The organism is Pseudomonas folii, assembly GCF_014357575.1.
Taxonomy (GTDB): domain Bacteria; phylum Pseudomonadota; class Gammaproteobacteria; order Pseudomonadales; family Pseudomonadaceae; genus Aquipseudomonas; species Aquipseudomonas folii.
On sequence record NZ_JACONW010000091.1, the window covers coordinates 1 to 24143 of the forward strand.

Consider the following 24143-nt stretch of genomic DNA (forward strand, 5'->3'; position numbering starts at 1 on the left):
CCACATAAAAATCTCATCTATTCAGGTAGTTATAACTTTATTTTGATGGGAGCGTTTGCGTGCTGACGAACTCAGGCCTTGTCAGCCACACTCAGCAGTATCGAGCTCTGTTTCGCGTCATATTCCAGAAACACATGATTACGCCCGGCATGTTTTGCCCGGTACAGCGCTTCGTCGGCGCGGGAGGCCAGCAGCAGGCTGTCGTCCTTGTCACCCATTTCCACAACGCCAGCGCTGAATGTGCAGAACAGATCGGCGGGTTGCGCAGGGTAGTGGATTTCAGCAAAGCGCCGGCGGATTTCATCCAGCGTGAAATGAGCGCTCTGGATATCCGTGTCAGGCATCACGATGGCGAATTCTTCTCCGCCATATCGGCCAATATAGTCCGTCTTGCGCAGCCGCTGTTTGAGGAACAACGCCAGGCTCTTGATTACCCGGTCGCCCATGGGATGGCCGTGGCTGTCGTTGACCTTTTTAAAGTGATCAATATCCAGCATCGCGAAACACAGCCGCTGATTTTCCCGGCGGGCACGGAAGCAGCAATCTTCCAGCAGTTGCAGGATATGAGTGTGGTTATAAAGGCCGGTCAGGCTGTCCCGAACCATGCGCGCCTTGAGATTGCGTGCCCGCGCAGCACGGTTGCGCACGGTGGTAATCAGGTGGCGCGGCTTGATCGGCTTGGTCAGGAAGTCATCGCCGCCTTCGCTCATGGCGTCCAGCTGCTTGTCCAGATCATCTTCAGCAGACAGATAAATGATCGGCACACTGACATAACGGTCGTTGTGACGGATCACCTTGGCCAGTTCGGTACCGGTGCAGCCCGGCATATACATGTCGAGGATGATCAGGTCCGGCTGGAAGTCTGCCAGCTCGGCCATGGCCTGGATCGGGTCAAGCAACGTACGGGTCACGATCCCGGCACTGTTGAGCAGGCGCTCGGTATGCAAGGCCTGGGCGCGGGAGTCATCGATGATCAGCACCTTGTAAGGCTCGTATTGCGCCACACAGGTGAGAATTTCGATTTTCTCCAACAGGCTCGAAGCCTCCAGCGTACCGGTCAGAAACTCCTCGCCACCGGCGCGCACAGCGGCCAGACGTGTCGGGGTATCCGTTTCGTGATGGCTGAAAAAAATCAGCGGCAGTTTTTGCTCAAGTCCCTGCTGGACACCCGCCGCCAGTTTCAGGCCTTCGCCCGGGCCGCAGAAATCCACATCGATCACGATGGCAGAGGGATGACGATGAGCCATGGCTGTCTGGAAATCACTCAGACCGTCCAGCGCCTGAGCGTACAGGCCAAAAAAGTCCAGCTGCTTGCTCAAGCGCTCGGCGCGTTCGAAATCCTGCAGCGCGATATAGATAGGCTTGCGCAACGGCGGTAGCGAGGTTTGCTCGAAACGATCGCCATGACGCAGACCTGTGCGGGACAGCCGCTGCATCAAACTGTTGAGTTCAGTAATCAGGTTGCTGGTTAACCGTCCACGATTCGCTTCGACCGCTTCCAGCGACGCATTGATGGCTTGGGCCAGCTCGATATGCTCGATTTGCTCAAAACGCTCGGCAAAACGTAGCAGACGCTGATTGGCATCCTGAAATTCCGCCATATCCGTCGCAGTCCACTCGCCCTGCTGCAGTCGCTGCCAGGCCTCAAGAATCTGACGTGCCTGATGAATGACGCGCTGAGCGAAGTGATGTTTGAGACGATCGCGATTTGGATCTGCTGGCTCGGTCATATCGGGCTACGTGTGTGTTCTCTGATGGATCACTGCTGGCGCTATGCTACCACCTACTTTCCGCCTAGCACGTACCCCAAGTCAAATAGTTGGCAACATTTAGATGACTGGACGGTTTTTGCCCCTCATCGCCCGGTTGTGGCGCTCCATTTCTCGGTTTTTGCAGGTAATGCTTCTCGCCCCGGCAACAGACTTGGCATATCCCGCAGCCTGATCCACGGCTCATTTTGCCAATGAATAACGCTTAGCTCGCCGCCTTGCCATTCCAGTCGTGCGGGCGTCGGGCTGTTGTGCAGTGAATGAAGTCGAGCAGCGAATAGCGTGGGCATGACTTCGTGGGTGATCCACTGGCGCAACTGGCTATTGGCCGGGTGATGGTGGTGGACCAGTAATGCATACGCCGCAGACTCGCTGACCATGAGCATTTCCTGGGCTTCGTCGTAGTAGTCTAGATTCAGGGTGCAGCGCTGGTCGGGGTCAAGTTTGCGGACTAAACGATTTTCAAGGAACAGGCCCATCAGCCGGCCCAGATCGCGGGCACAGAACCAGGCTTGTTGCTCCATGATCAGGGCGTGCAGATGGCGTTTCTGATGGGTGAAGCGTAGGGGTTCGAAAGGCGTGTCCATGCTGTCTGTCCTTGTTATTAGCTGAAGGCGTCGGGAGCTAAGAACACCCAATCTAGTGCCGGCATATTCCCCCGGAGGGTCTTTTATTAGCCGACTCCCGACATGACAGACGAACAGACGCATTAAACGCCTGCGCTAAGTGACCTTAGCGCAGGCGCAAAAAAACCGCTGTCTATCGTGGCGGGTGTACGGATTGTGAGTTCTTAGGCTCAGGGGCGGAATGATCAAAGAGCAGCCGTTTTGGGTCAATGGCCAATGCTGTAGGACGTTTCTGGTTTTGTTGTGGTTGTTTCATAGGTAACAACACCAACCCCTGTAGGAGCTGCCGAAGGCTGCGATGGCGGTGTTTCAGGAGGATTGCGTTCGCAGCCTTCGGCAGCTCCTACAGATTTTGCATTTGCTGGGTGACTATCCTTAACAAAACCTCCCACCCTGACATACCTGCAAAAGGCACCTTGCTGTAAGGTTGCGGTCAGAGCACTGAACCCTGTGATTGAAAGGACATAGCCATGCTGGATTGGAAGAACCGCGCAGGCAGCGCGAAAGAGCGCGTCGATGAACCGTCTTCGGTCAAGCGCCGCGGGTACCTGAGTGGGCTGTTTTACAGCCGTGCGCTGGGTGCCGTGGTTGCGATTTACCTGGTGGTCACCTTGCTGATCGGCTGGTACTGGAGCAGTGAACCGGCGTTGTTCCCCGTCCAGCAAAATGCTCAGGCTGCGGCCGAGCGTGAAGGCAAGCAGATGGTGATTGGTTACACCACTGTTGAAACCCTTAAGACCGTTGTAAGCACCCTGCTTGAAAAACGTGGCGGCTATTTGTCCAACGACCGCTTCCCGCCTGGCCTGTGGCTGGACAATATTCCCAGCTGGGAATACGGAGTGATGTTCCAGGTGCGGGATTTGAGCCGTGCCATGCGTAAGGATTTTTCCCGTTCCCAGTCCCAATCGGCTGAAGATGGTGATCTGGCCCGCGCTGAGCCGCTGTTCAACTTCAGCAACAACAGCTGGATTCTGCCTTCCAGTGAGTCTCAGTACCGCGACGGTATTGCGGCACTGAATCGTTACGAAGAGCGTCTGTCCGACCCTAATTCAAAAACTGCGCTGTTTTATGCGCGCGCTGACAATCTCAGTAACTGGCTGGGCGACGTCAACACCCGTCTGGGTTCGCTGTCGCAGCGTCTTTCGGCCAGTGTTGGCCGTGTGAAACTCAACAGCACCTTGAAAACCGAGGCGCTGGTTGCCGTGAAACCGGGCGAAGTGCCACAGGTGGATGAGGAAATCGTTGAAACGCCATGGTTGAAAATCGACGACGTGTTCTATGAAGCGCGCGGTCAGGCCTGGGCGCTTTCGCACTTGCTGCGCGCCATCGAAGTTGATTTTGCCGACGTATTGGCCAAAAAGAACGCCACCGTCAGCGTGCGTCAGATCATTCGTGAGCTGGAAGCGTCGCAAGAACCGCTGTGGAGCCCGATGGTGCTCAACGGCAGTGCGTTCGGCGTGTTGTCTAACCACTCGTTGGTCATGGCCAACTATATTTCCCGCGCCAACGCCGCTGTGATCGACCTTCGTCAACTGCTGTCCCAGGGCTGATCGATGTCGTTCTCAGCCACCGAGGCTGCGCACCGCGCCGCCTCGGACGCCGAACTGATCGCCTGGGTTGATGAGCTGGATCAGCCACTTGGGGGCATGGTCCGCTCGCAATTGCGTGAGGCAGGGCTGATCGGGCGTGGCACTTATATTCTGCTGTTCAATTCCGCAGGCGAGCTTTGCGTGCATCGCCGTACGCTGAGCAAAGCCATTTATCCCGGTTATTGGGATGTAGCAGCGGGCGGCATGGTGCAGGCCGACGAGAGCTATGCCGAGTCCGCTGCACGGGAGCTGGCTGAGGAGTTGGGCGTCAGCGGCGTACCGCTGACCGAGCATGAGCACTTTTTCTTTGATCAACCGGGCAACCGGCTCTGGTGCGCAGTGTTCTCGGCGGTCTGGGACGGGCCTTTGACGTTGCAGCCCGAAGAGGTGCTGGAGGCACGGTTCGTACCGATAGACGACGCCCTGCGCGAAGCCGAACAAAAGCCGTATTGCCCGGACTCGGTGGCGGCGTTGAAGCGGTATCTGGGAGCGACGCGTTAATCCTGTGGGAGCGGTGCTTGCCCGCGATAAGGGCACCGCGATCCAAAGTGAATCGCGGTCCCCTTATCGCGGGCAAGCACCGCTCCCACATGACGCAGTGATCAGTTAGATGACGAGTCATCCCCTACGTCGCAAATGTTGAGTAAATTGGCGCACATTGGCCCTTAGCAACCGGGCTTTTTGCCGTTACACTGCGCGACCTTTTCAAGCTGGCCGGGGTTTTCCGTCCAGCTGCGCTGCCCCTGCCTGAGTGGGGCTTCGCGGCCGACCCTTTATGGATGTCGACCAATCTTCAGTCCTCAACAAGAGGATTTGCGGTGGCTAAAAAAGCCTCATCCTTCGCCGCCCTGGGTGGCCTGGTATTTTCCACCGACGCGGGACGGCATTGTCCCGACTGTCGTCAGCCCATTGATGCCTGCATCTGCAAACAGACGCTTATTCCCGAAGGGGATGGCATTGCCCGTGTGCGCCGCGAAAGCAAAGGCCGTGGCGGTAAAACGGTAACGACTATTACCGGCGTGCCATTGCCTGAAGATGGCCTCAAGGATCTGGCCAAAACCCTCAAACAACGATGTGGCACCGGCGGAGCGCTCAAGGACGGGGTGATCGAGATTCAGGGCGATCACGTCGAACTGCTGCTGGCCGAGCTGATCAAGCAGGGCTTCAAGGCGAAGAAATCCGGCGGCTGATGGCTCTGCGGACCGCAGGCAAACTCTGGCTTGCATCGCGGGTCTACTTTCCATCAGTGCCTGGCACCAAACCGTCACTTGCACTCTTTACACTGCGCCCAGCCTGTCTATGGCTGGCGCTACCAGACTTTTTTATAGGGGACTTCGATGTCCGTACGACGCACACGTAAAGACGATGGCAGCCAATGGACCGTTGCGGATAGCCGCAGTGTCTACGGTATCCGCCATTGGGGCGCTGGTTATTTCGCGATCAATGAAGCGGGCCGTGTAGAGGTTCGTCCGAATGGGCCGGGCAGTTCGCCTATCGATCTTTACGAGCAGGTCGACGACTTGCGCAAAAGTGGGCTGAGCCTGCCATTGCTGGTGCGTTTCCCCGATATTCTGCAAGACCGTGTGCGTCAGTTGACCGGTGCCTTCGACGCCAATATTGCGCGTCTGGAGTACCAGAGCCAGTACACCGCGTTGTACCCGATCAAGGTGAACCAGCAGGAGGCGGTGGTTGAAAACATCATCGCTACCCAGAACGTGTCCATCGGTCTGGAGGCCGGTTCCAAGCCTGAGCTGATGGCGGTGCTGGCATTGGCCCCGAAAGGCGGCACTATCGTCTGCAACGGTTACAAGGACCGTGAGTTCATTCGTCTGGCGCTGATGGGTCAGAAACTGGGTCACAACGTGTTCATCGTGATCGAGAAAGAATCCGAAGTTGAACTGGTGATCGAAGAGGCCGCCGAGCTCAAAGTCGCGCCGCAGGTAGGCTTGCGTGTTCGTCTGTCGTCGTTGGCGTCCAGCAAATGGGCCGATACCGGTGGTGAAAAATCCAAGTTCGGTCTGTCGGCGGCGCAGTTGCTGTCCGTCGTTGATCGCTTCCGCAAAGCGGGTCTGGATCAGGGTATTCGGTTGCTGCACTTCCATATGGGTTCGCAGATCGCCAACCTTGCGGACTATCAGCACGGTTTCAAGGAAGCGATTCGTTACTACGGCGAGCTGCGTAACCTTGGCCTGCCGGTGGATCACATCGACGTAGGCGGCGGTCTGGGTGTCGATTACGACGGTACTCACTCGCGCAACGCCAGCTCCATCAACTACGACATGGACGATTACGCCGGTGTGGTCGTGGGCATGCTCAAAGAGTTCTGCGATGCGCAGGGCCTGCCGCATCCGCACATTTTCTCGGAAAGCGGCCGCTCGCTGACCGCGCACCATGCCATGCTGGTTATCCAGGTCACCGACGTCGAGAAGCATAACGACGAAGTCCCGGAGATCGAAGACAAGGAAAGCCTGCCGGAAACCCTGCAGTGGCTGGTCGATCTGCTCGGCCCGACCGATATCGAAATGGTCACCGAAACCTACTGGCGCGCCACTCACTACATGAGTGACATCGCGACCCAGTACGCCGATGGCAAAATCTCCCTGTCGCAAAAAGCCTTGGGTGAGCAGTGCTACTTCGCCGTTTGCCGCCGCCTGCACAACTCGTTGAAAGCGCGTCAACGCTCCCATCGTCAGGTGCTGGACGAGCTCAACGACAAGCTGGCCGACAAGTACATCTGCAACTTCTCGGTATTCCAGAGCCTGCCGGACACCTGGGCTATCGATCAGGTATTGCCGATCATCCCGCTGCACCGCCTAAACGAAGAGCCCCTGCGTCGTGCGGTGCTGCAAGACCTGACCTGCGACTCTGACGGCAAGATCAATCAGTACGTGGACGAGCAAAGCATCGAAACCAGCTTGCCAGTGCATGGCCTGAACGAAGGCGAAGACTATTTGCTGGGCGTGTTCCTGGTTGGCGCGTATCAGGAAATTCTGGGCGACATGCATAACCTGTTCGGTGATACCGACTCGGTGAATATCTACCAGAACCCGGATGGCAGCGTTTATTCCGCCGGCATCGAAACCCACGACACCATCGAAGACATGCTGCGCTACGTGCACTTGTCGCCGGAAGAACTGATGACCCATTACCGGGACAAAGTCGCCAGCGCCAAAATCACCCCGCGTGAACGCACGTACTTCCTTGATGCTTTGCGTTTGGGGCTGACAAGGTCTTCTTACCTGTCTTCTTGATGTGACGCGGGAGCCAACCTATTGGCTCCCGCCAAACAAAAATTAGTTACTGAATAGATACGATTTTATGTGGGAGCGGTGCTTGCCCGCGATAAGAACACCTCGATTTATCCTTCAGACCGTGTTGCCTTTATCGCGGGCAAGCACCGCTCCCACATGGGACTGCATTCCAGCTTAAGACCATCTTCTCTGCTCCACTTTCCTATTCTTCTGTAGGCAACGTCCTATTCTTCGTTTCGCCCTCTACCCCACGCGTCTTCTCGGCCAGAATCCACGGCCGCGTTCCTGTAGAGAGCCTTCCCCATGTCCGGCCCCGCCGTCGACCACCCTTTCAATCTGGATATCGCTCCGCTGTTTCGGCGGTTGCAGGTGCTGTCGTTCACCGGAACGGAGGCTATCAGCGAGCCTTTTGTCTTTGAGCTGGAAGTGCTGATCGACGAACCGTATCTGGATCAGCAAAGCCTGATGTATCGCGCCGCATTCTTGAGTTTTCAAGACGATAAAACCGGCGTGCACGGGCAGATTCACAGTGTCACGCGCAGCCACTTCAAACCGGGCCCCGCGTGTTATCGCCTGTCCATCGGGCCTCGCCTCGCCTGTCTGGGGCAACGCTACACGCCGCGGGTGTTTCAGCACATGAGTACGCCACAGATCATCAGTCGTGTGCTGCTGGAACATGGTCTGCGCGAAGACAGCTACCGCTTTGATCTGCGAGCCGAGTACCGCAAGCGCGATTTCTGCGCGCAGTACCGGGAATCCGATCTGCAACTGGTGCAGCGGTTATGTGCGGAAGAGGGCATTCACTACCACTTTCACCATTCCAGAAAAGGCCATGAGCTGGTGTTTGGCGATGGTTTACGGGTTTTTCGCCGTACCTCGACGGCCAACGTTCAGCAGGTACCGATGCAGGCGGGCGTTATCCGTTTTGCGGTGACGGAAGGTGGCGAGCAATCGGATCGCACACGCCAGAAGGGCGAAGGTGAAAGCACACTGCCCTTCGTTTCGGCGGGGCACTTGCTACCGCTCATGGGGCATCCGCAGGAAGATCTGAACCATCTTTGGCTGGTGACGGGCGTGGTACACCGCGGCTTTGATACCCGTCAGTTGCGCAGCGTGCCCACTGTTCAGAAGGGTATGTACATCAATCATTTTCAGGTCGCGCCGTGGGAGTCGGGTTTCAAACCGCCGCCTCGGCCGCGAGCCTGTGTGGCGACGATTCAGTGTGCTTATGTGGTCGGTGCGGTAGATGAGCCCGTCAGCGCTGACGCCGAAGGCCGGATCAATGTGCAATTTGATTGGAGTTATCCAGGGCAAGGCGGGGAAGGGGGCGACTGTTGGCTGCCGGTGGCTACACACCTGAGCAAGACACTGCGTGGCGGCATGCCGGTGGTGGTGAGTTTTATTGAGGGTGATATGGATCGGCCATTGATCAGCGCCTGTGTGTGGCAATCCACGGACGCCATTGCCGAATCGCCGAAAACGTCATCGCCGCCTGAAAAGCTTGAGGTGAACCTGATGCCTATAACGGCCGTGGATGGCAGGTCATGGATTCAAATCGAAGGTGGCTCGCGGGTCAGTTATCAGCAAGGCTGCGAATTGTCCTTCACCGTCGGTGACAGCACGCTGAGCATCGACGCTGCTGGAGTGAAACTGAGCAGCCCGCAAATTCAGATGACCGCCGGGCTCAAGTCTGATGTTGATCCGGAGCGCTGAACCACGCACCGCTTTTGCTCAGTCGCCAGGTGACATACCCCAGGGTCAACGCTCGTAGCAGCATGAATAGCAGCAACGTCAGCCATAAGCCATGGTTGCCGAAGCTTTGCAGCCCATACGCGAACGGAGCGACCAGCAACATGTTGACCAGCATGGTGTTACGCATTTCCCTGGCGCGGGTAGCACCGATGAACAGGCCGTCGAGCAGGTAACTCCAGACCGCCAGCAAGGGCAGCGCGGCCAGATAGGGCAGGTAGATGAAAGCGGTCTCGCGTACTTCAACGATATCGGTCTGCAGACCGATAAACAGATGGCCTGCGACCATGAACAGCAGCGCGAACGCCACGCTGGCGATCAGCGACCAACCTCCGGCGACCGTCAGCGAGCGGCGCAATGCGAGCTTGTTTTTGGCACCGATCGCATGGCCGCACAGCGCCTCAACCGCATGGGCCAGCCCGTCCAGCGCATGGGCGGTCAGCAGCAGGCCGTTGAGCAGCAGCGCGTTGGCGGCCACCGTGGCGTCGCCGAGCCGTGCGCCCTGCACGGTAATCAGGAAAAACACCGATTGCAGCGCCAGGCTGCGGATGAAGATGTCACGGTTCACAGCCAGCAGCGGCCGCCAGTTTCCCCAGCGTTTAAGGGCGGGCCACAGCACCTGGCCCGGCCAGGCGAGCAGGGTCTTGCGGGTCAGTGCCAGGCCGAGCAGTGCGCCTGTCCACTCGGCGACGACCGAAGCACGGGCCGAACCCACCACGCCCCAGTCCAGCCCGAGTACGAACCACAGGTTCAGGGCGATGTTGACCAGGTTGGTGGTCAACAGAATCATCAGCGGCGCGCGGGCATTCTGTGTGCCGAGAAACCAGCCGACCAGTGCGTAACCGGCCAGGGCGGCGGGCAAGCCCAGGAGCCGGGTGTGGAAGAATGCTTCAGTCAGCTGTTGCAGGTCGGCGGATGGCTGCATGAGGCTCAGGGCCAGATGACTGAACGGCAGGCCGATCACCCCAAGTAATAACGCCAGTCCCATCGCCAGCAACAGGCCTTGCAGCAGGATCTGACGTAACGCAGAACCGTCATTGCGCCCCGCAGCCTGAGAGGCAAAGCCGGTGGTGCCCATGCGCAGGAAGCCCATGGTCCAGGCGAGAAAGGTGTACAGCGTCGCGCCCACGGCCACAGCGCCCAGTTGATGGGCGTGGGGCAGATGGCCAATCACCGCGCTGTCGACCAGCGCCACCAGCGGTACGGAGATATTCGACAGAATCATCGGCGCCGCCAGCGCCCAAACGCTGCGATGGGTAGCGCGATCGCGCCAGTCGTTGAGCAGGTTTGACATGAAAGCTCCCGGGCAAGGCGGGCATTGTAGAGTGAACTGCCCCCCAAAAGGTGGTTGAGTGACAGGGCGCTAACCGGTAGGAGCGAACTTGTTCGCGAGGGCGGCAGACCTGATTCACCGCGTAAGCCCTCTCGCCAACAAGTTGCCTCCTACCCCACACCGCACCAACCGGTAGGAGCGAACTTGTTCGCGAGGCGTCAGGCCTGATTCACCGCGTAACCCCTCTCGCCAACAAGTTGCCTCCTACCTGACACCGCGCCACACGGTAGGCGCGAACTTCTTCGCGAGGGCGTCAGACCTGATTCGCCGCGTAAGCCCTCTCGCCAACAAGTTGCCTCCTACCTGACACCGCGCCACACGGTAGGAGCGAACTTGTTCGCGAGGGCGTCAGGCCTGAATCACCGCGTAAGCCACTCTCGCGGGGAACCACCGCCTCCACACTGAAACCTGTACCCTACAATCTCTGTCCACTTTTCCTACACGGCTCCCTGAGAACAAAGTCTCAAACTGGCTGTCTATTCTCGCGCTCTGACCTCTGCGGTCATTTGCCTGCTATATAGTTACCCTCTCTCAACCTGCCCCGATGAGTGCCCCATGTTTAACAAAGGACTGTTTCTGGCCTGCGCGCTTGCGCTGCTGAGCGCCTGTGATTCTTCTGCTCCGGACAAACCTGCCCCGGCGTCACAGCCCGTAGCGGTGGAGGCGAGCAAGCCCAAGCCAGCGGTGGATCTTCCCGCGTTGAGCAAACGTTATGAGGGCCGCGACCTGACTGTCGTGGACGTTTCAGAGATTCAGGTGGACGGGGCGAGCACCCTGTCGGTTAGCTTTTCCGTGCCGCTGGACCCGGAGCAGAAGTTCGCTGAAAAACTGCATCTGGTGGACAGCAAGAATGGCAAGGTCGACGGCGCATGGGAGCTGTCCGACAACCTCATGGAACTGCGTCTGCGGCATCTGGAACCCAAGCGCAAACTGGTTCTGACGGTTGATGCGGGATTGATCGGCGTCAACAAAGCGAAACTCGCAGCGGAATTCATCAGCCGCCTGGAGACCGCCGACCTGCAACCGACCGTCGGTTTCGCCAGCCGTGGCAGCCTGTTGCCGACTCGTCTGGCTGAGGGTTTGCCGGTAATCGCGTTGAACGTCGACAAGGTCAATGTCGAGTTCTTCCGGGTCAAGCCCGACGCGTTGCCAGCCTTTCTCAGCAATTGGCGCGGCGGGTCCAGCATCGAGTATTACGAATCCAAAGAGCTATTGGACAAGGCCGATCTGGTTTACGAAGGTCGCTTTGACCTGAACCCGGCGCGCAACACTCGGGAAACCCTGTTGTTGCCGATTGCCGGGATCAAAGCACTGCAAGGGCCTGGAGTTTACCTCGCCGTGATGCGCGCCTCGGGGACTTACACTTACTCCAATCCCGCGACGCTCTTTACCCTGAGTGACATCGGTTTGTCGGTGCATCGCTACGCCAATCGCCTTGATGCTTTTACCCAGGCGCTTGAGGGCGGTAAAGCGTTGAGCGGCGTCGAACTGGAGCTTTACGACAGCAATGGCAAAGTTGTGGGTCAGGCGAAAACTGATTCTGCAGGCCATGCCGAATTACCTCTGCCGGCCAAGGCTGCCGTGCTGCTGGCGCATAAAGACGAGCAGACCAGTATGTTGCGTCTGGACAGCTCGGCGCTGGATCTGGCCGAGTTCGACATCACCGGGCCACAAGCCCACCCTTTGCAGTTCTTCATCTTTGGCCCGCGGGATTTGTATCGTCCGGGGGAAACCGTGCTGCTTAACGGCTTGTTACGCGATAACGACGGCAAAGACGTAAAACCACAACCGATTACCGTCGAAGTACGTCGACCGGACGAGCAAGTCAGCCGCAAGTTTGTCTGGGAAGCCGATAAGTCCGGGTTGTATCAGTATCAGTTGCAACTGGCGGACGAGGCCCCCACAGGGCGCTGGCAACTGGTGTTCGACCTGGGTGACGGCAAGCCTCAGCTGTATGAATTTCAGGTCGAAGACTTCCTGCCGGAACGACTGGCGCTGGAAATCAAAGGCAGCGAAACACCCATCGCAACGACCGATAACGCGGTTTTCGACATCACTGGTCGTTACCTCTACGGCGCTCCGGCGTCTGGCAATAACCTGACCGGTTTGCTCTATGTGAGGCCGTTGCGTGACGCGGTGGCGGGCTTGCCGGGTTATCAGTTTGGTTCGATTACCGAGCCGGAGCTCAAGCAGGATCTGGAGATTGAAGCTACCACCCTGGACGCACAGGGCAAGCTGAGCCTGGATGTCGAAAGCAAATGGTCGAACGCCAAGTCGCCGGTGCAGTTGATCCTGCAAGCCAGCCTGCAAGAGTCCGGTGGACGACCGATCACTCGGCGGCTGGTGCAGCCGGTGTGGCCTGCGGATCAGATGCCGGGGCTGCGCCCGCTGTTCGGTAGCAATCCGGGCAGCAACGATGAATACGATGAAGCCAGCGGCATGCCGCAGACCGACGGTGATGGCCCGGTTGAGTTCGAAGTGCTGGTCGCCGACTACGCGGGTAACAAGCTGGCTGCCGATAACGTCAAAGTCCGGTTGGTTCGCGAGCGTCGTGACTATTACTGGAACTACTCGGACAGCGAAGGCTGGAGTTATCACTTCAACGAGAAATTCCTCAACCTCAGCGAAGAAACCATCAACATCAAGCAAGACGCAACTGCCAAGGTCACGTTCCCGGTGGAATGGGGCCCGTACCGGGTTGAAGTCGAAGATCCTGCAACCGGTTTGATCAGCAGTCTGCGTTTCTGGGCCGGTTATCGCTGGCAGGACAATGCTGAAGGCGGCGCGGTACGTCCCGACCAGGTCAAGCTGGCGCTGGATAAACCGGGTTACAACGATGGCGACACGGCCAAAGTAACGGTCACGCCGCCTGCAGCAGGCAAAGGTTACTTGTTGGTTGAGTCCAGTGACGGGCCGCTGTGGTGGCAAGAGATCGACGTGCCTGCGGAGGGCAAGACCTTCGATGTGCCGCTGGACAAGCAATGGGCGCGGCATGATTTATACGTGAGTGCACTGGTGGTTCGTCCCGGTGAGCGCAAGGCTAACGTCACGCCTAAACGTGCCGTTGGCGTGCTGCATCTGCCGCTGGATCGCTCGCCACGCAAGCTGGCGCTGACCGTGACTGCTCCGGAAAAAATGCGCCCTAAACAGCCATTGAAACTCAAGGTTGCGGCGAAGAACGCGGATGGCAGCGTGCCGAAAGAAGTCCACGTGTTGGTATCTGCGGTAGACGTGGGCATCCTTAATATCACCCGCTACGCCACGCCGGATCCATTCGCCATTCTGTTTGGCCGCAAAGAGTATGGTGCCGATCAGCTGGATGTTTACGGCCAGTTGATCGAGGCCGGTCGCAACCGTCTGGCAAGTCTGGCCTTCGGTGGTGACGCCTTGGCCAAGGGCGGCAAGCGTCCTGATACCTCGGTGACGATCGTGGCGTTGCAAAGTGCGCCGGTGACGCTCAACGAGCAGGGCGAAGGTGAAGTCAGCGTCGACATTCCGGATTTCAATGGCGAGTTGCGCATCATGGCCCAGGCCTGGACCGGCGAGCGTTACGGCATGGCCGAAGCGAAAACCGTAGTGGCCGCGCCGATCATTGCCGAGCTGTCGGCACCGCGCTTCCTTGCCGGTGGCGATCAGACCACGGTAGCGCTGGACCTTTCAAACCTGTCCGGTCAGGCGCAAAAACTGACCGTGCAAGCCTCCGCCGAAGGTCAGTTGAGCCTCGCCAACGGCGCGCTCAGCCAGAGCGTGCAACTGGCCCAGGGGCAACGTACAACGCTGCGCATTCCGGTGCGCGCCGAGGGCGGGCTGGGGCAGGGCAAGTTCAAAATCGTAGTAAACGGCTTAGTGTTGCCAGGCGAAAATCTGCCGCCGTTCTCCCGCGAGTGGACCATCGGCGTGCGCCCGGTTTATCCGGCGATGCTCAAGCATTACCGCACAACGCTGAACGAGCAGCCGTGGAACCTGCCTGAAGGCGCGCTCGATGCGTTCGAACCTGCGGGGCGTGAAGCCATGCTGTCGGTGTCGAGCCGTCCGCCGCTCAATCTGGGTGAGCAGATTCGTGCCCTGGAAGCCTACCCCTATGGCTGCCTTGAACAGACCGCCAGCGGGCTTTATCCATCGCTGTATGCGGATGCCGCCACTCTCAAGCGCCTGGGCATCAAAGGTGAAGCCGATGCCGTGCGCAAGCGCAAGGTCGAACTGGGCATCGAGCGGCTGCTGGGGATGCAGCGCCATAACGGCAGCTTCGGGTTGTGGAACGCTGATGGCGAGGAAGAATACTGGCTGACGGCTTACGTTACCGACTTCCTGCTGCGTGCGCGTGATCAGGGTTTTGCGGTGCCGCCTGATGCGCTGAAGAAAGCCAACGAGCGGCTGCTGCGTTATCTGCAGGAGCGCAATCAGATCGAAGTCAGTTACAGCCAGAACGCCGAGCACACGCGCTTTGCCGTGCAGGCGTACGCTGGCCTGGTGTTGTCCCGCAGTCAACAAGCTCCGCTGGGCGCGTTGCGCAGCCTGTTTGATCGTCGCACCGATGCCCGCTCCGGTTTACCGCTGGTGCAGCTGTCGGTGGCACTGGAGAAAATGGGCGACAAGCCGCGTGCCGATCAAGCCATGCTGGCTGGTCTGGCAGCAGGTCGCAAAGGTAACGGATGGCTCGCCGATTACGGCAGTCCGTTGCGTGATCAGGCGTTGATCCTGGCGCTGCTGGAAGAAAACAATCTGGCCGCTGACAAGCGCGACCAGCGCCTGTTTGCCCTTGCCGATGAAGTGGCCGCAAGCCGCTATCTGTCCACCCAGGAGCGCAACGCGCTGTTCCTCGCGGGACGTGATCTGTTGGGTAAGCCGGAAAGCAAATGGACTGCGACGCTTTATACGGGTGCTGAAAGTCGCGAGCTGAGCAACGAACAGCCGGGCCTGAAGCTTGACGGACCACTGCTGGCTTCGCCGATGTCTGTGCAGAATCAGGGCGGTGCGACGCTGTATCAGCAACTGACGCTGTCGGGTTATCCGACTCAGGCACCGGTGGCGGGAGGCGAGAACCTCAGTATTCGTCGCGAGTACCTTGGCCTTGATGGCGAACCTGCCAACCTCAACGCGTTGAAAAGCGGCCAGCTGTTGCTGGTGCACATCGAGGTCAAAGCTCAGCAACGGGTGCCGGACGCACTGGTCGTGGATCTGTTGCCTGCCGGTCTGGAGCTGGAAAACCAGAATCTGGCGCAAAGCGCTGCCAGCCTGGAAGACGCCAGCGAATCAGTAAAAGAGTGGCGTCAGTCGATGGAGAATGCCGGTATCAAGCATCAGGAATACCGCGGTGATCGCTTCGTTGCTGCACTGGATTTGAATGGCTACAACACGGTGCATCTGCTGTACCTGGCTCGCGCCGTGACGCCGGGTGTCTATCGCGTACCGCCGCCGCAAGTGGAGTCGATGTATCGGCCGAACTGGCAAGCGCTGGGTGAAGCGGCTGCGCAGATGGTGGTGAAGGGTAAGTAACGATGCAAATTCCTGTAGGAGCTGCCGAAGGCTGCGAAAGCGATTTATCTGACACACCGCTATCGCAGCCTTCGGCAGCTCCTACAAGGGCAGGCGCATCAATGAATAATCCAGCTCAGCAGCCACAAGCCCAGCACCAGCCAGATGATGCCCATGATGATTGAAGCGCGCATGAATGCGCGGATCGCCGAGTACAGGAACAGCAAACCGACGATCAATGCCAGGATGCTGACCAGTGAAGTGTCCATGCCCAGAGTGCGGGACAACCCATCGACAAAATTTCCGCCCGCGCTGGCGAAGAGATTGAAGAACCATTCCAGCCCATCGACGATAAAGCGGATGACCGCGCCGAGCGCCTGGCCCAGCCATTCAAAAAAGCTTTCTACCTGCATATGTGCGTCCTGATGAAGGTCATGATTAAAGGCGACTGTTCGCTTTGGCTATCAATTGGCGCGGCGAGTTCCGTGGAGTGTAAGGGCGTTTTGCCTTGAAGCCGGGAATATTGTCACGATTCTTCAAGCGCCGGAGACCTGTGCAACCTTTGGGGTCCACGGAACCTGTGGGAGCGGTGCTTGCCCGCGATAAGGGCGCCGCAGATATCAGGTCAATCGCGTCCAGCCTTATCGCGGGCAAGCACCGCTCCCACAGGTTAGTCACACAGTGCCTGGGTGGGCTTATTGCCGGACTGGCATTGATCATCGCCCTGCTCTGGCTCGCCGACCGTCTCTGGCCGTTGCCTTTACCTAAGGACGATCTGGCCCGCGTGGTGCTGGCCGAAGACGGTACGCCGCTCTGGCGTTTTGCCGATGCCGACGGGGTATGGCGTTATCCGGTGTCGATCAACCAGGTCTCGCCGTATTACATCGAGGCATTACTGACTTACGAAGATCGCTGGTTCTACACCCATCCCGGGGTCAATCCGCTGTCGCTGGTGCGAGCGACGTGGCAGAACCTGAAAGGTGCGCGAGTGGTGTCGGGCGGCAGCACGTTGTCGATGCAAGTGGCACGGTTGCTCGACCCGCATGCGCGCACCTTGCCCGGCAAGGTGCGACAACTGTGGCGCACGATGCAGCTGGAATGGCATCTGTCCAAGGATGAGATTCTCGCCATCTACCTCAATCGTGCGCCGTTTGGCGGCACCTTGCAGGGTGTCGCCGCGGCCAGCTGGGCCTATCTGGGCAAGTCACCGCAGCAACTGACCCGCTCCGAAGCAGCAATGTTGGCGGTGCTGCCCCAGGCGCCGAGTCGCTTGCGGCCCGATCGTCATCCACAGCGGGCGCAGGTTGCACGGGACAAGGTGCTCAAGCGTCTGGCGCAATTTCAGGTCTGGCCGCAACGATCGGTGGATGAAGCGCTGGAAGAGCCGTTACTGCTGGCCCCGCGTCAGGAGCCAAGCCTCGCTCCACTGCTGGCGCGGCGTTTGAACCGTCCGGACAGCCCGCCATTGATTCGCACCACGCTGGATGCCGGTCTGCAGCGTCGTCTTGAGGATTTACTGCTGGGTTGGCGTGCCCGATTGCCGGAGCGCACCTCGGCGGCGATCCTCGTGGTCGAGGCGCAAAGCATGGCGGTACGCGCCTACGTTGGTTCGGTAGACATTAACGACGCCAAACGTTTTGGCCACGTGGACATGATCAGCGCCCTGCGTTCGCCAGGTTCGACGCTCAAACCTTTTCTGTACGGGCTGTCGATGGATGCCGGACTGATCCATTCCGAATCCCTGATGCAGGACGTGCCACGCCACTACGGGGACTACCGACCGGGTAACTTTGCGGCGGGGTTCAGCGGGGCGGTGGCCGCCAGTTCAGCGTTATCCATGTCCCTCAACTTGCCGGCGGTACAACTACTGGAGGCCTACGGACCGAAGCGCTTTGCCGCCGAGTTGCGCAACGGCGGAGTGCCGCTGACCCTGCCGCCGTTGGCCGAACCCAATCTGGCGATGATCCTGGGTGGCGTTGGCAGTCGTCTGGAGGATCTGGTCGGTGGGTATAGCGCTTTCGCGCGGGGCGGGCGCAGCGCTGATATTCGCTTGCAACCCGATGCACCGCTGCGGGAGCGACGCATGATGTCGCCGGGCGCAGCGTGGATTATTCGCAAGATCCTCAGTGGTCAGTCGCGCCCGGATCTCGATCCTCACGCTGAGCTGGTACAGCGCCCACAGTTGGCCTGGAAGACCGGGACCAGTTACGGTTTTCGTGACGCCTGGGCCATTGGTGTCGGGCCGCGTTATCTGGTCGGCGTGTGGATCGGTCGTCCCGACGGTACGCCGGTGCCGGGGCAGTTTGGCCTGGCGTCGGCCGCGCCGTTGATGCTGCAGGTTCATGACGTGCTGGCTAATAGAGACAGTCAGCGAGGGATCACCGCGCCGATTCAGCCAGTGCCGTCGAGCGTGGGCGTGGCGGCGATTTGTTGGCCGTTGGGCCAGCCCATGAGCAAGAACGATCCGAACTGTCGCAGGCAGCGGTTTGCCTGGACGCTGGAGGGCACCACGCCGCCAACGTTGCAGGCCATTGATCAACCGTTGGGGCTGGGGTTGCAGGAAAAGATTTGGGTCAATGCTCAGGGTTTGCGGGTTGCGGCGGATTGTCCTGGGGCGAAGGCGCAGGTTCTGGCGCTATGGCCCGCCGCCCTTGAACCCTGGCTGGCGCGTGACGAACGCAGAGAAGCGCGCTTGCCCGCAGTCGATCCTGCATGCCCGCCGCAGGGTCTGAGCCTGGCACCGCCACTGTCGATCGTCGGCGTGCGTGAGGGCGATCATCTGCGCTTGCCTGCTGGCAGTCGCCAGGCGCTACGCCTGAATCTTTCCGCCTTGGGCGGCAGTGGTCGTCGCTGGTGGTTTGTCGATGGCGTGCCGATGGCCGACACCGACAATCAGGCCCATTTCAGCCCGACCCTGACACGCCTCGGTCGTTATGAACTAAGCGTGCTGGATGAAAGCGGTCAGACTGCAAGGGTCGTGTTTGATACCGTCGATTGAACAACGGACATCAATGAGCCGTGTCCCGCTGCCGACTTTGCCCGTTTGGCGACATGGCTAGCGCCAGTTGCGTGCGGTTGTGCATGTGGGTCAGGCGCAGCACTTGCGACACGTACAGTTTGACGGTGTTCTCAGTGATGCCCAGCTTGCAGCCGATCTGATAGTTGGTATGGCCTTTGGCGACCAGCTTCGCTACGTCTTGCTGGCGAGGGGAGAGGGGCGCGAAGAGCATCGACAGATCCATCTCACCTTCGGCGTCTTCCTCGGCACTGACAGTGGTTAATAGCGGACGACGGAGCTGGTCCAGATCTTCATAAAGACCATCAATGGACGCGGCAAGAAAGCGCAGCTTTTCGTTGAGTTCACCTAGTTGCCGGTAGCTCTTTTGCCGCTCATGCAGCACGGCTTCCTGACGCTGGACGCCTTCGAGCACCTCACGCAGATTGACCGGCTTGTGAAAGTAATCAGCAACACCGGCACGCAGCGCTTTGATCACATCCTGCTTGTCATCGTTAACGGTCAGGACGATGGTTTCGAACACCCGCTTTTTACCAGCGGCCAGCTTGAGTGCCTGAACCAGCTCAAGGCCGTCGGGCGCTTGCATATGCAAATCGCAAAGGACGATGCCGACTTCGGGGTCGTTACGAAATTGTTCGAGTGCTTCTTTGCTTGAATAACTGCCAGCGCATTCGTAGCCGTTGCTTTGAAGAAAACCGCTTAGCTCGTTTACAACGGAGGGCTGGTCGTCGACGACTAGTACTTTCACTGAAGAATTGATGTTCACGCGCTACTCCCTGTCTGCGAAATACAAAGCGTGTCAGAGTCGAAACTCACGCTTTATCGATACGATCTAAGGTCACGTGTTCCCTGAGACCTTTACTACCGTAGTCAGACTTTCGCGTTATGTACATAGTGCTAAGCATTGTTTGCGACTAGTGGGCGGCTTCTTTGGGAGCGTTGGCTGTAGTTGTTAACTCAATAATCGCTCCTCTGGGTTGAACGCGGTCCTATTCAGGAGTTCTCCCTGTGTCACTGAGACAGCGCTGTTGCGAGGAAAACACTGACCTTGTAGGAGTGAGCTTGCTCGCGATTTGGTTTCTGGTTGAAGAATTTATCGCCTGAACTGACGCGATCGCGAGCAAGCTCACTCCTACAGGCACGGTGTAGGCCTCACTATCGCGATATTTATTGATGGAAGCCGAAATTTTGCCGTCTGCAGTCAAGGTATTTCCACGTTAAAAAGTGCTTTTTTGACGTTTAATCGGTTTTCAACGACGAGAATAGTTAACGTATTGAAGTAGCCAGTATTTACTTCTTACACCTATTTAAAAAGGGGCCATTATCGTCGGCCCCTCAACTAACGAACCCACTTAACGTGGCGGAAATTGCTCAAGAATCTTCGCCACTGTCTGACGAATAGCCGTTTCACGGGCATTTGGGGCGTTGTCCTGATTGAGGATGCGCTCGGTGCTGCCGCGCCAGACCAGTTTGCCGTCTTTCCCATCGAAGAGGTCGATCTGCAGAGTCGTGACCTTGTAGTCCACGCTACGGGTCTCGGTCATCGGTGCGTTCCAGTACCCGTAACCTCCCCACGGGCCCCAGCCTCCACCGTAATTGGTGCTGACCAGTTGCTGACGGTTTTCCATGATTAGCCAGGCCTGGACCCTCAGATCACCATTGGCACCCGACGGAGCCATGCGCAAGCCGCGCTGGTCGAGCTGCTCGCCAATCGACTGGCGAATTCGCTGGTCGGTAAGGTCGCTCTTGATCCGTGGGTCATCAGGCTGGTACTGCACGCCGGGCTCTTTCCAGCTCCAGCTGCGGTAGCCGCCAAAGTCACGACTGGCGTCGAAGTCACGATTGATCTGGTTGGTTTGGCACGCACTGAGCAGCACTAGCAGGGACAGCAGAGCAAGACGGCGAAACATGGCAGTTCTCCGAAGATGTCAGGAAGGAGGATACGCGCTCAATGCTTTTTGCACAGCCTGACGCAACGCCTTGGACCGATCGGACTGATCGCCGCCGTTCTGCGTTTCTGCGCTGGCACTCCACACCGGCTGACCGTCGCGGGCGTCGAACAGGCTGATGCTGACGACGACCACCTGTTCCTGATAAGTGCGCACGATCGGCACGCTGGCATAACCGCCATAGCGGTTGCCGTATGGGCCACGGCCATAGCCGATTCCGCTTCCGCCATAGTAAGGATCGTAATAGTCGTCACGCACCTGGCGAGTGCGGATCTCCATACGGGTTTGCGCGCTTACTTGCAGGTCGGCAGGTTGCGTGCCGTTCGCCGGGCGCAGACCACGCTGATCCAGACCATTGCTGACCGCCTCGGCGATTTGCGCCGAATCGGCCCACGCCGAGCCGCCGGGCAGTTGGTTGTTGCGCCAGGTCCAGTTGCGATAGCGCCCGTAGTCCCGTGGCGGAGCCGGGTAAGCGCTCATGTCCACGGCATTGGCGGCGTGGGCGGGGGCCGGGGGCAGTGGTCTGGAATCGGCGCGGTACGGGTTATCGCTCTGGCAGGCAGCCAGACCGAGGAACAGAGGAATCAAAGCAAGGCGGCGTTTCATCATGGCCTCCGCAAAGTGGCCTTCGAAGACAGGAAAACGGGGATCAGCGATGCCGGACTGCCTGTGATCAACCCGGCGCTTATCAAGAGTCAGAGTGGGCGGCACACCCAATGCAGATATCGACCCAGCCCTGCATAGACGGGATGCCGACGGTGAGCCAGCTCCATTTCCAGCAAATCCACCAGTTCGGCCCGTGCCTGGAATTCCACGGGCATGTAGTCGTGAAACACTCTGACACCGCTCTGGGTTTCGACACGCCACAGGCCTTCAAGTTGCGCCGCCAGTTCACGGGGATCAAGGGGCTGTTGCGGGGTCAGGCTTTGCTTCTCACCGGCCATGTCGTTCTTGCGCATTTTCTTGAAGTGGCCTTTGAGCAGGTTGCGATAGATCAGCGCGTCGCGGTTGTAAAATGCCAGGGACAGCCAGCCATCCGCTCTGGTCAACTGATGCAGCACCGGAAGGATGGTGTGCGGCTCGGCCAGCCATTCAAGCACGGCGTGGCACAGCACCAGATCGTAAGGTTCATGCAGCTGATCCGAGAGTTCTTGCCAGGGTGCCTGAATGAACGTAGCGGTCTGACCTGCGTCGGTGAATCGTTGGCGCGCACCTTCAAGCATGGGTGCGGCCGGTTCGGCGAGGGTGACTTCATGGCCGCGCTCGGCCAGCCATAACGACATATGGCCCAGCCCGGCACCGATATCCAGCACGCGCAGTGGCCGTTCGGGCAGTGCTTCTGTCAGGTCCGCCTGAAGTACTGCGAGGCGAATCGCGCCCTTGGCTCCGCCGTAGATTTTTTCGGCGAATCGGGTCGCCAGTTGATCAAAGTGGCGATCACTCATTTGGCAAACCTGCGTTCACTGTCAGCCAGTTTGCTGCGAACCACGGTGTCCATGTCTATCCCCAGTTCGCTGCACAGCAGCAGTAAATAAAGAATGATATCGCCCACTTCCTGACCGGCATGCTCCAGCTTCTCGGGTGGCAGTTGGCGGGACTGGTCTTCAGTCAGCCACTGAAAGATTTCCACTAGCTCGGACATCTCCACGCTGGCGGCCATGGTCAGATTCTTCGGGCTGTGAAACTGCTTCCAGTCGTTCTGATCGCGGATGCGGTGCAGGCGTTGGGTGAGTTCTTCTAGGTTCATGGAGTGTCCTGAGTATCAAAGAGTTTGTGCCTGGCCATGGCTATGCGGGGGATTCTATGTTGCCCTCGTCATCAGTGAATTCTTTGGGAGCAGAGCTTGCTCGCGATGAAGACAACTAGGTTTGATTTGGATCGCGTCCAGCCTTATCGCGGGCAAGCCCTGCTCCCACAGGCTTGGGCGTGGCGCGCCGCTTCATCCGGGAAGGCAGCACTTAAAGCCATGCATAAGCTGCGTATGAACCGGCGCCCTCGCGAATAAATTCGCTCCTACCTATCAGCGTTTGCAGGCCAATATCGAATCTCCCACAGAAGAGTTATGTTGACCCTGTTTCAACCACTCCAGCACTCCCAGCCCCGCAGCCTTGCCGCTGGCGAAGCATGCGGTGAGCAGGTAACCACCGGTTGGCGCTTCCCAGTCGAGCATTTCACCGGCGCAGAATACGCCGGGTAATTGCTTGAGCATCAGGCGTTGGTCCATGGCTTCGAAGGTTACACCGCCAGCCGTACTAATGGCTTCGTCCAGCGGGCGGGCTTTGATCAAGTTCAGCGGCAGGGCTTTCACGATCTGGCTCAGTTGAGCGGGATCATCGAACGCTTCACGCGGGGCCAGCTCTCGCAACAAGGCGGCCTTCACCCCATCGATACCCAGTTGGCTGTGCAAGTGTTTGGACATGGAGCGCGAACCCCGAGGTTTTTCCAGGGCTTTCTGAATGGCTGGAGACGCTTTTGCCGGCAGCAGATCGATCAGGACGGTGGAAGAACCTTGCCGATTGATTTCTTCACGAATCTGCGCCGACAGTGCATAGATCAGGCTGCCTTCTACGCCGTTGTCGGTGATCACACATTCACCGAGGCGAGGCGTCTGCCCGCGCATGCCGATGCCAATGTTTTTCAACGGTGCGCCCGCGAACTTGCTGCGCAGCAACTCGCTCCATCCGGCCACTTCGAAACCGCAGTTGGCGGCTTGCAGTGTCGTGAGATCAACGCCTCGCTCGGCGAGCAGCGGCCACCATGCGCCATCGGAGCCCAGACGGGACCAGCTTGCGCCACCTAGTGCAAGTAACACGGCATCGGGGCTCAAGGCTGTTTCGCCTTCAGGGTGTGCAATACGTACGTTGCCTGCGGCATCCCAGCCAAGCCAGCGATGTCGCGTATGGATCGTGACGCCGTTCTCGCGCAAGCGTTTGAGCCAGGCGCGCAGCAGCGGCGCCGCTTTCATGTCGGTAGGAAAGACCCGGCCCGAGCTGCCGACGAAGGTTTCGATACCGAGGTCGTGAATCCACTCGCACAGGTCATCCGCGCCAAAACTGCGCAGCAGCGGAGCGATGTCGCCAGAGCGTTCAGCATAGCGGGAAAGGAAGGCAGGGTAGGGCTCGGAATGGGTGATGTTCATGCCACCGACACCCGCCAGCAGAAACTTGCGACCCACAGAAGGCATGCCATCGTACAGATCGACCTTGATCCCGGCCTGGCTCAACACCTCGGCCGCCATCAAACCAGCAGGGCCGCCGCCGATGATGGCGACTGAGGGGGTGGTGGTCGGCGTGATGTCTGTCATGGCGAGGTGCGTGTCTTTGCGGGTGGGTGGGGCATTCTACCTGCCTCGCAACCTCTGTAGGAGAGCGCCGTCGCGCAGTGAA

Annotated in this window: 17 protein-coding genes; 7 read left to right on the forward strand and 10 right to left on the reverse strand. The window is 58.8% G+C overall.

The features are described from left to right. Positions 1-71: 71 nt before the first annotated feature. Positions 72-1730, reverse strand: a complete 1659-nt coding sequence (locus H8S59_RS17760; protein ID WP_187522285.1) for a diguanylate cyclase — start codon at positions 1728-1730, stop codon at positions 72-74. 125 nt (positions 1731-1855) lie between these two features. Beyond that, positions 1856-2356 (reverse strand): BRO-N domain-containing protein, encoded by a 501-nt coding sequence (locus tag H8S59_RS17765; RefSeq protein WP_187522286.1) that lies wholly within the window; start codon positions 2354-2356, stop codon positions 1856-1858. Between the two features lie 509 nt (positions 2357-2865). Here H8S59_RS17765 and H8S59_RS17770 point away from each other — a divergent pair. From H8S59_RS17770 to H8S59_RS17790, 5 genes are all read left to right on the forward strand, one after another. Further along, positions 2866-3945 (forward strand): DUF2333 family protein, encoded by a 1080-nt coding sequence (locus tag H8S59_RS17770; RefSeq protein WP_095101808.1) that lies wholly within the window; start codon positions 2866-2868, stop codon positions 3943-3945. Between the two features lie 3 nt (positions 3946-3948). Further along, positions 3949-4485: an NUDIX hydrolase gene (locus tag H8S59_RS17775; RefSeq protein ID WP_187522287.1), complete on the forward strand. Its 537-nt coding sequence runs from the start codon at positions 3949-3951 to the stop codon at positions 4483-4485. A gap of 317 nt (positions 4486-4802) precedes the next feature. Then, a complete protein-coding gene (locus H8S59_RS17780) occupies positions 4803-5174 on the forward strand; it encodes a translation initiation factor Sui1 (protein ID WP_095101804.1) in 372 nt (123 codons plus the stop codon). Between the two features lie 147 nt (positions 5175-5321). Then, positions 5322-7235, forward strand: coding sequence for an arginine decarboxylase (gene speA, locus H8S59_RS17785; RefSeq protein ID WP_187522288.1), 1914 nt, complete (start codon positions 5322-5324; stop codon positions 7233-7235). A gap of 303 nt (positions 7236-7538) precedes the next feature. After that, on the forward strand, positions 7539-8948 hold the full coding sequence (locus H8S59_RS17790) for a contractile injection system protein, VgrG/Pvc8 family (RefSeq protein ID WP_187522289.1): 1410 nt from the start codon (positions 7539-7541) through the stop codon (positions 8946-8948). Here H8S59_RS17790 and H8S59_RS17795 read toward each other — a convergent pair. Then, positions 8920-10278, reverse strand: a complete 1359-nt coding sequence (locus H8S59_RS17795) for an MATE family efflux transporter (protein ID WP_187522290.1) — start codon at positions 10276-10278, stop codon at positions 8920-8922. The genes H8S59_RS17790 and H8S59_RS17795 overlap by 29 nt on opposite strands. 594 nt (positions 10279-10872) lie before the next feature. On the opposite strand from H8S59_RS17795, the gene H8S59_RS17800 reads away from it, so the two are divergent. Then, positions 10873-15813 (forward strand): alpha-2-macroglobulin family protein, encoded by a 4941-nt coding sequence (locus H8S59_RS17800; RefSeq protein WP_187522291.1) that lies wholly within the window; start codon positions 10873-10875, stop codon positions 15811-15813. A 98-nt stretch (positions 15814-15911) separates the two neighbouring features. Here the strand turns inward: H8S59_RS17800 and H8S59_RS17805 are convergent, their stop codons facing one another. Continuing rightward, positions 15912-16205, reverse strand: a complete 294-nt coding sequence (locus H8S59_RS17805) for a hypothetical protein (protein WP_027898425.1) — start codon at positions 16203-16205, stop codon at positions 15912-15914. Between the two features lie 272 nt (positions 16206-16477). Here H8S59_RS17805 and pbpC point away from each other — a divergent pair, with 272 nt between their 5' ends. Next, a complete protein-coding gene (pbpC, locus tag H8S59_RS17810) occupies positions 16478-18790 on the forward strand; it encodes a peptidoglycan glycosyltransferase PbpC (protein WP_095101924.1) in 2313 nt (770 codons plus the stop codon). 10 nt (positions 18791-18800) lie between these two features. Here the strand turns inward: pbpC and H8S59_RS17815 are convergent, their stop codons facing one another. From H8S59_RS17815 to H8S59_RS17840, 6 genes are all read right to left on the reverse strand, one after another. Then, entirely contained in the window at positions 18801-19574 is a 774-nt protein-coding gene (locus H8S59_RS17815) for a response regulator transcription factor (RefSeq protein WP_095101794.1), read from the reverse strand. 586 nt (positions 19575-20160) lie between these two features. After that, complete coding sequence (locus H8S59_RS17820; RefSeq protein WP_187522292.1) at positions 20161-20718, reverse strand: DUF4136 domain-containing protein; 558 nt, start codon at positions 20716-20718, stop codon at positions 20161-20163. A gap of 18 nt (positions 20719-20736) precedes the next feature. Beyond that, positions 20737-21363, reverse strand: coding sequence for a DUF4136 domain-containing protein (locus H8S59_RS17825; RefSeq protein WP_095101790.1), 627 nt, complete (start codon positions 21361-21363; stop codon positions 20737-20739). An 89-nt stretch (positions 21364-21452) separates the two neighbouring features. Next, positions 21453-22202, reverse strand: a complete 750-nt coding sequence (locus H8S59_RS17830) for a methyltransferase (protein WP_187522293.1) — start codon at positions 22200-22202, stop codon at positions 21453-21455. Next, positions 22199-22504 (reverse strand): nucleotide pyrophosphohydrolase, encoded by a 306-nt coding sequence (locus tag H8S59_RS17835; RefSeq protein WP_027898419.1) that lies wholly within the window; start codon positions 22502-22504, stop codon positions 22199-22201. Before H8S59_RS17835 ends, H8S59_RS17830 begins: the two co-directional genes overlap by 4 nt. A 273-nt stretch (positions 22505-22777) precedes the next feature. After that, the gene (locus H8S59_RS17840) at positions 22778-24061 is read right to left on the reverse strand and encodes a TIGR03862 family flavoprotein (RefSeq protein ID WP_187522294.1); all 1284 of its coding nucleotides are present in this window, start codon (positions 24059-24061) and stop codon (positions 22778-22780) included. Positions 24062-24143 lie beyond the last annotated feature (82 nt).

Coding starts and splice junctions, on each gene's coding strand:
- H8S59_RS17760 (WP_187522285.1), bottom strand. CDS start 1,730: ATGACCGAGCCAGCAGATCCAAATCGCGATCGTCTCAAACATCACTTC.
- H8S59_RS17765 (WP_187522286.1), bottom strand. CDS start 2,356: ATGGACACGCCTTTCGAACCCCTACGCTTCACCCATCAGAAACGCCAT.
- H8S59_RS17770 (WP_095101808.1), top strand. CDS start 2,866: ATGCTGGATTGGAAGAACCGCGCAGGCAGCGCGAAAGAGCGCGTCGAT.
- H8S59_RS17775 (WP_187522287.1), top strand. CDS start 3,949: ATGTCGTTCTCAGCCACCGAGGCTGCGCACCGCGCCGCCTCGGACGCC.
- speA (WP_187522288.1), top strand. CDS start 5,322: ATGTCCGTACGACGCACACGTAAAGACGATGGCAGCCAATGGACCGTT.
- H8S59_RS17790 (WP_187522289.1), top strand. CDS start 7,539: ATGTCCGGCCCCGCCGTCGACCACCCTTTCAATCTGGATATCGCTCCG.
- H8S59_RS17795 (WP_187522290.1), bottom strand. CDS start 10,278: ATGTCAAACCTGCTCAACGACTGGCGCGATCGCGCTACCCATCGCAGC.
- H8S59_RS17800 (WP_187522291.1), top strand. CDS start 10,873: ATGTTTAACAAAGGACTGTTTCTGGCCTGCGCGCTTGCGCTGCTGAGC.
- H8S59_RS17805 (WP_027898425.1), bottom strand. CDS start 16,205: ATGCAGGTAGAAAGCTTTTTTGAATGGCTGGGCCAGGCGCTCGGCGCG.
- H8S59_RS17820 (WP_187522292.1), bottom strand. CDS start 20,718: ATGTTTCGCCGTCTTGCTCTGCTGTCCCTGCTAGTGCTGCTCAGTGCG.
- H8S59_RS17825 (WP_095101790.1), bottom strand. CDS start 21,363: ATGAAACGCCGCCTTGCTTTGATTCCTCTGTTCCTCGGTCTGGCTGCC.
- H8S59_RS17830 (WP_187522293.1), bottom strand. CDS start 22,202: ATGAGTGATCGCCACTTTGATCAACTGGCGACCCGATTCGCCGAAAAA.
- H8S59_RS17835 (WP_027898419.1), bottom strand. CDS start 22,504: ATGAACCTAGAAGAACTCACCCAACGCCTGCACCGCATCCGCGATCAG.
- H8S59_RS17840 (WP_187522294.1), bottom strand. CDS start 24,061: ATGACAGACATCACGCCGACCACCACCCCCTCAGTCGCCATCATCGGC.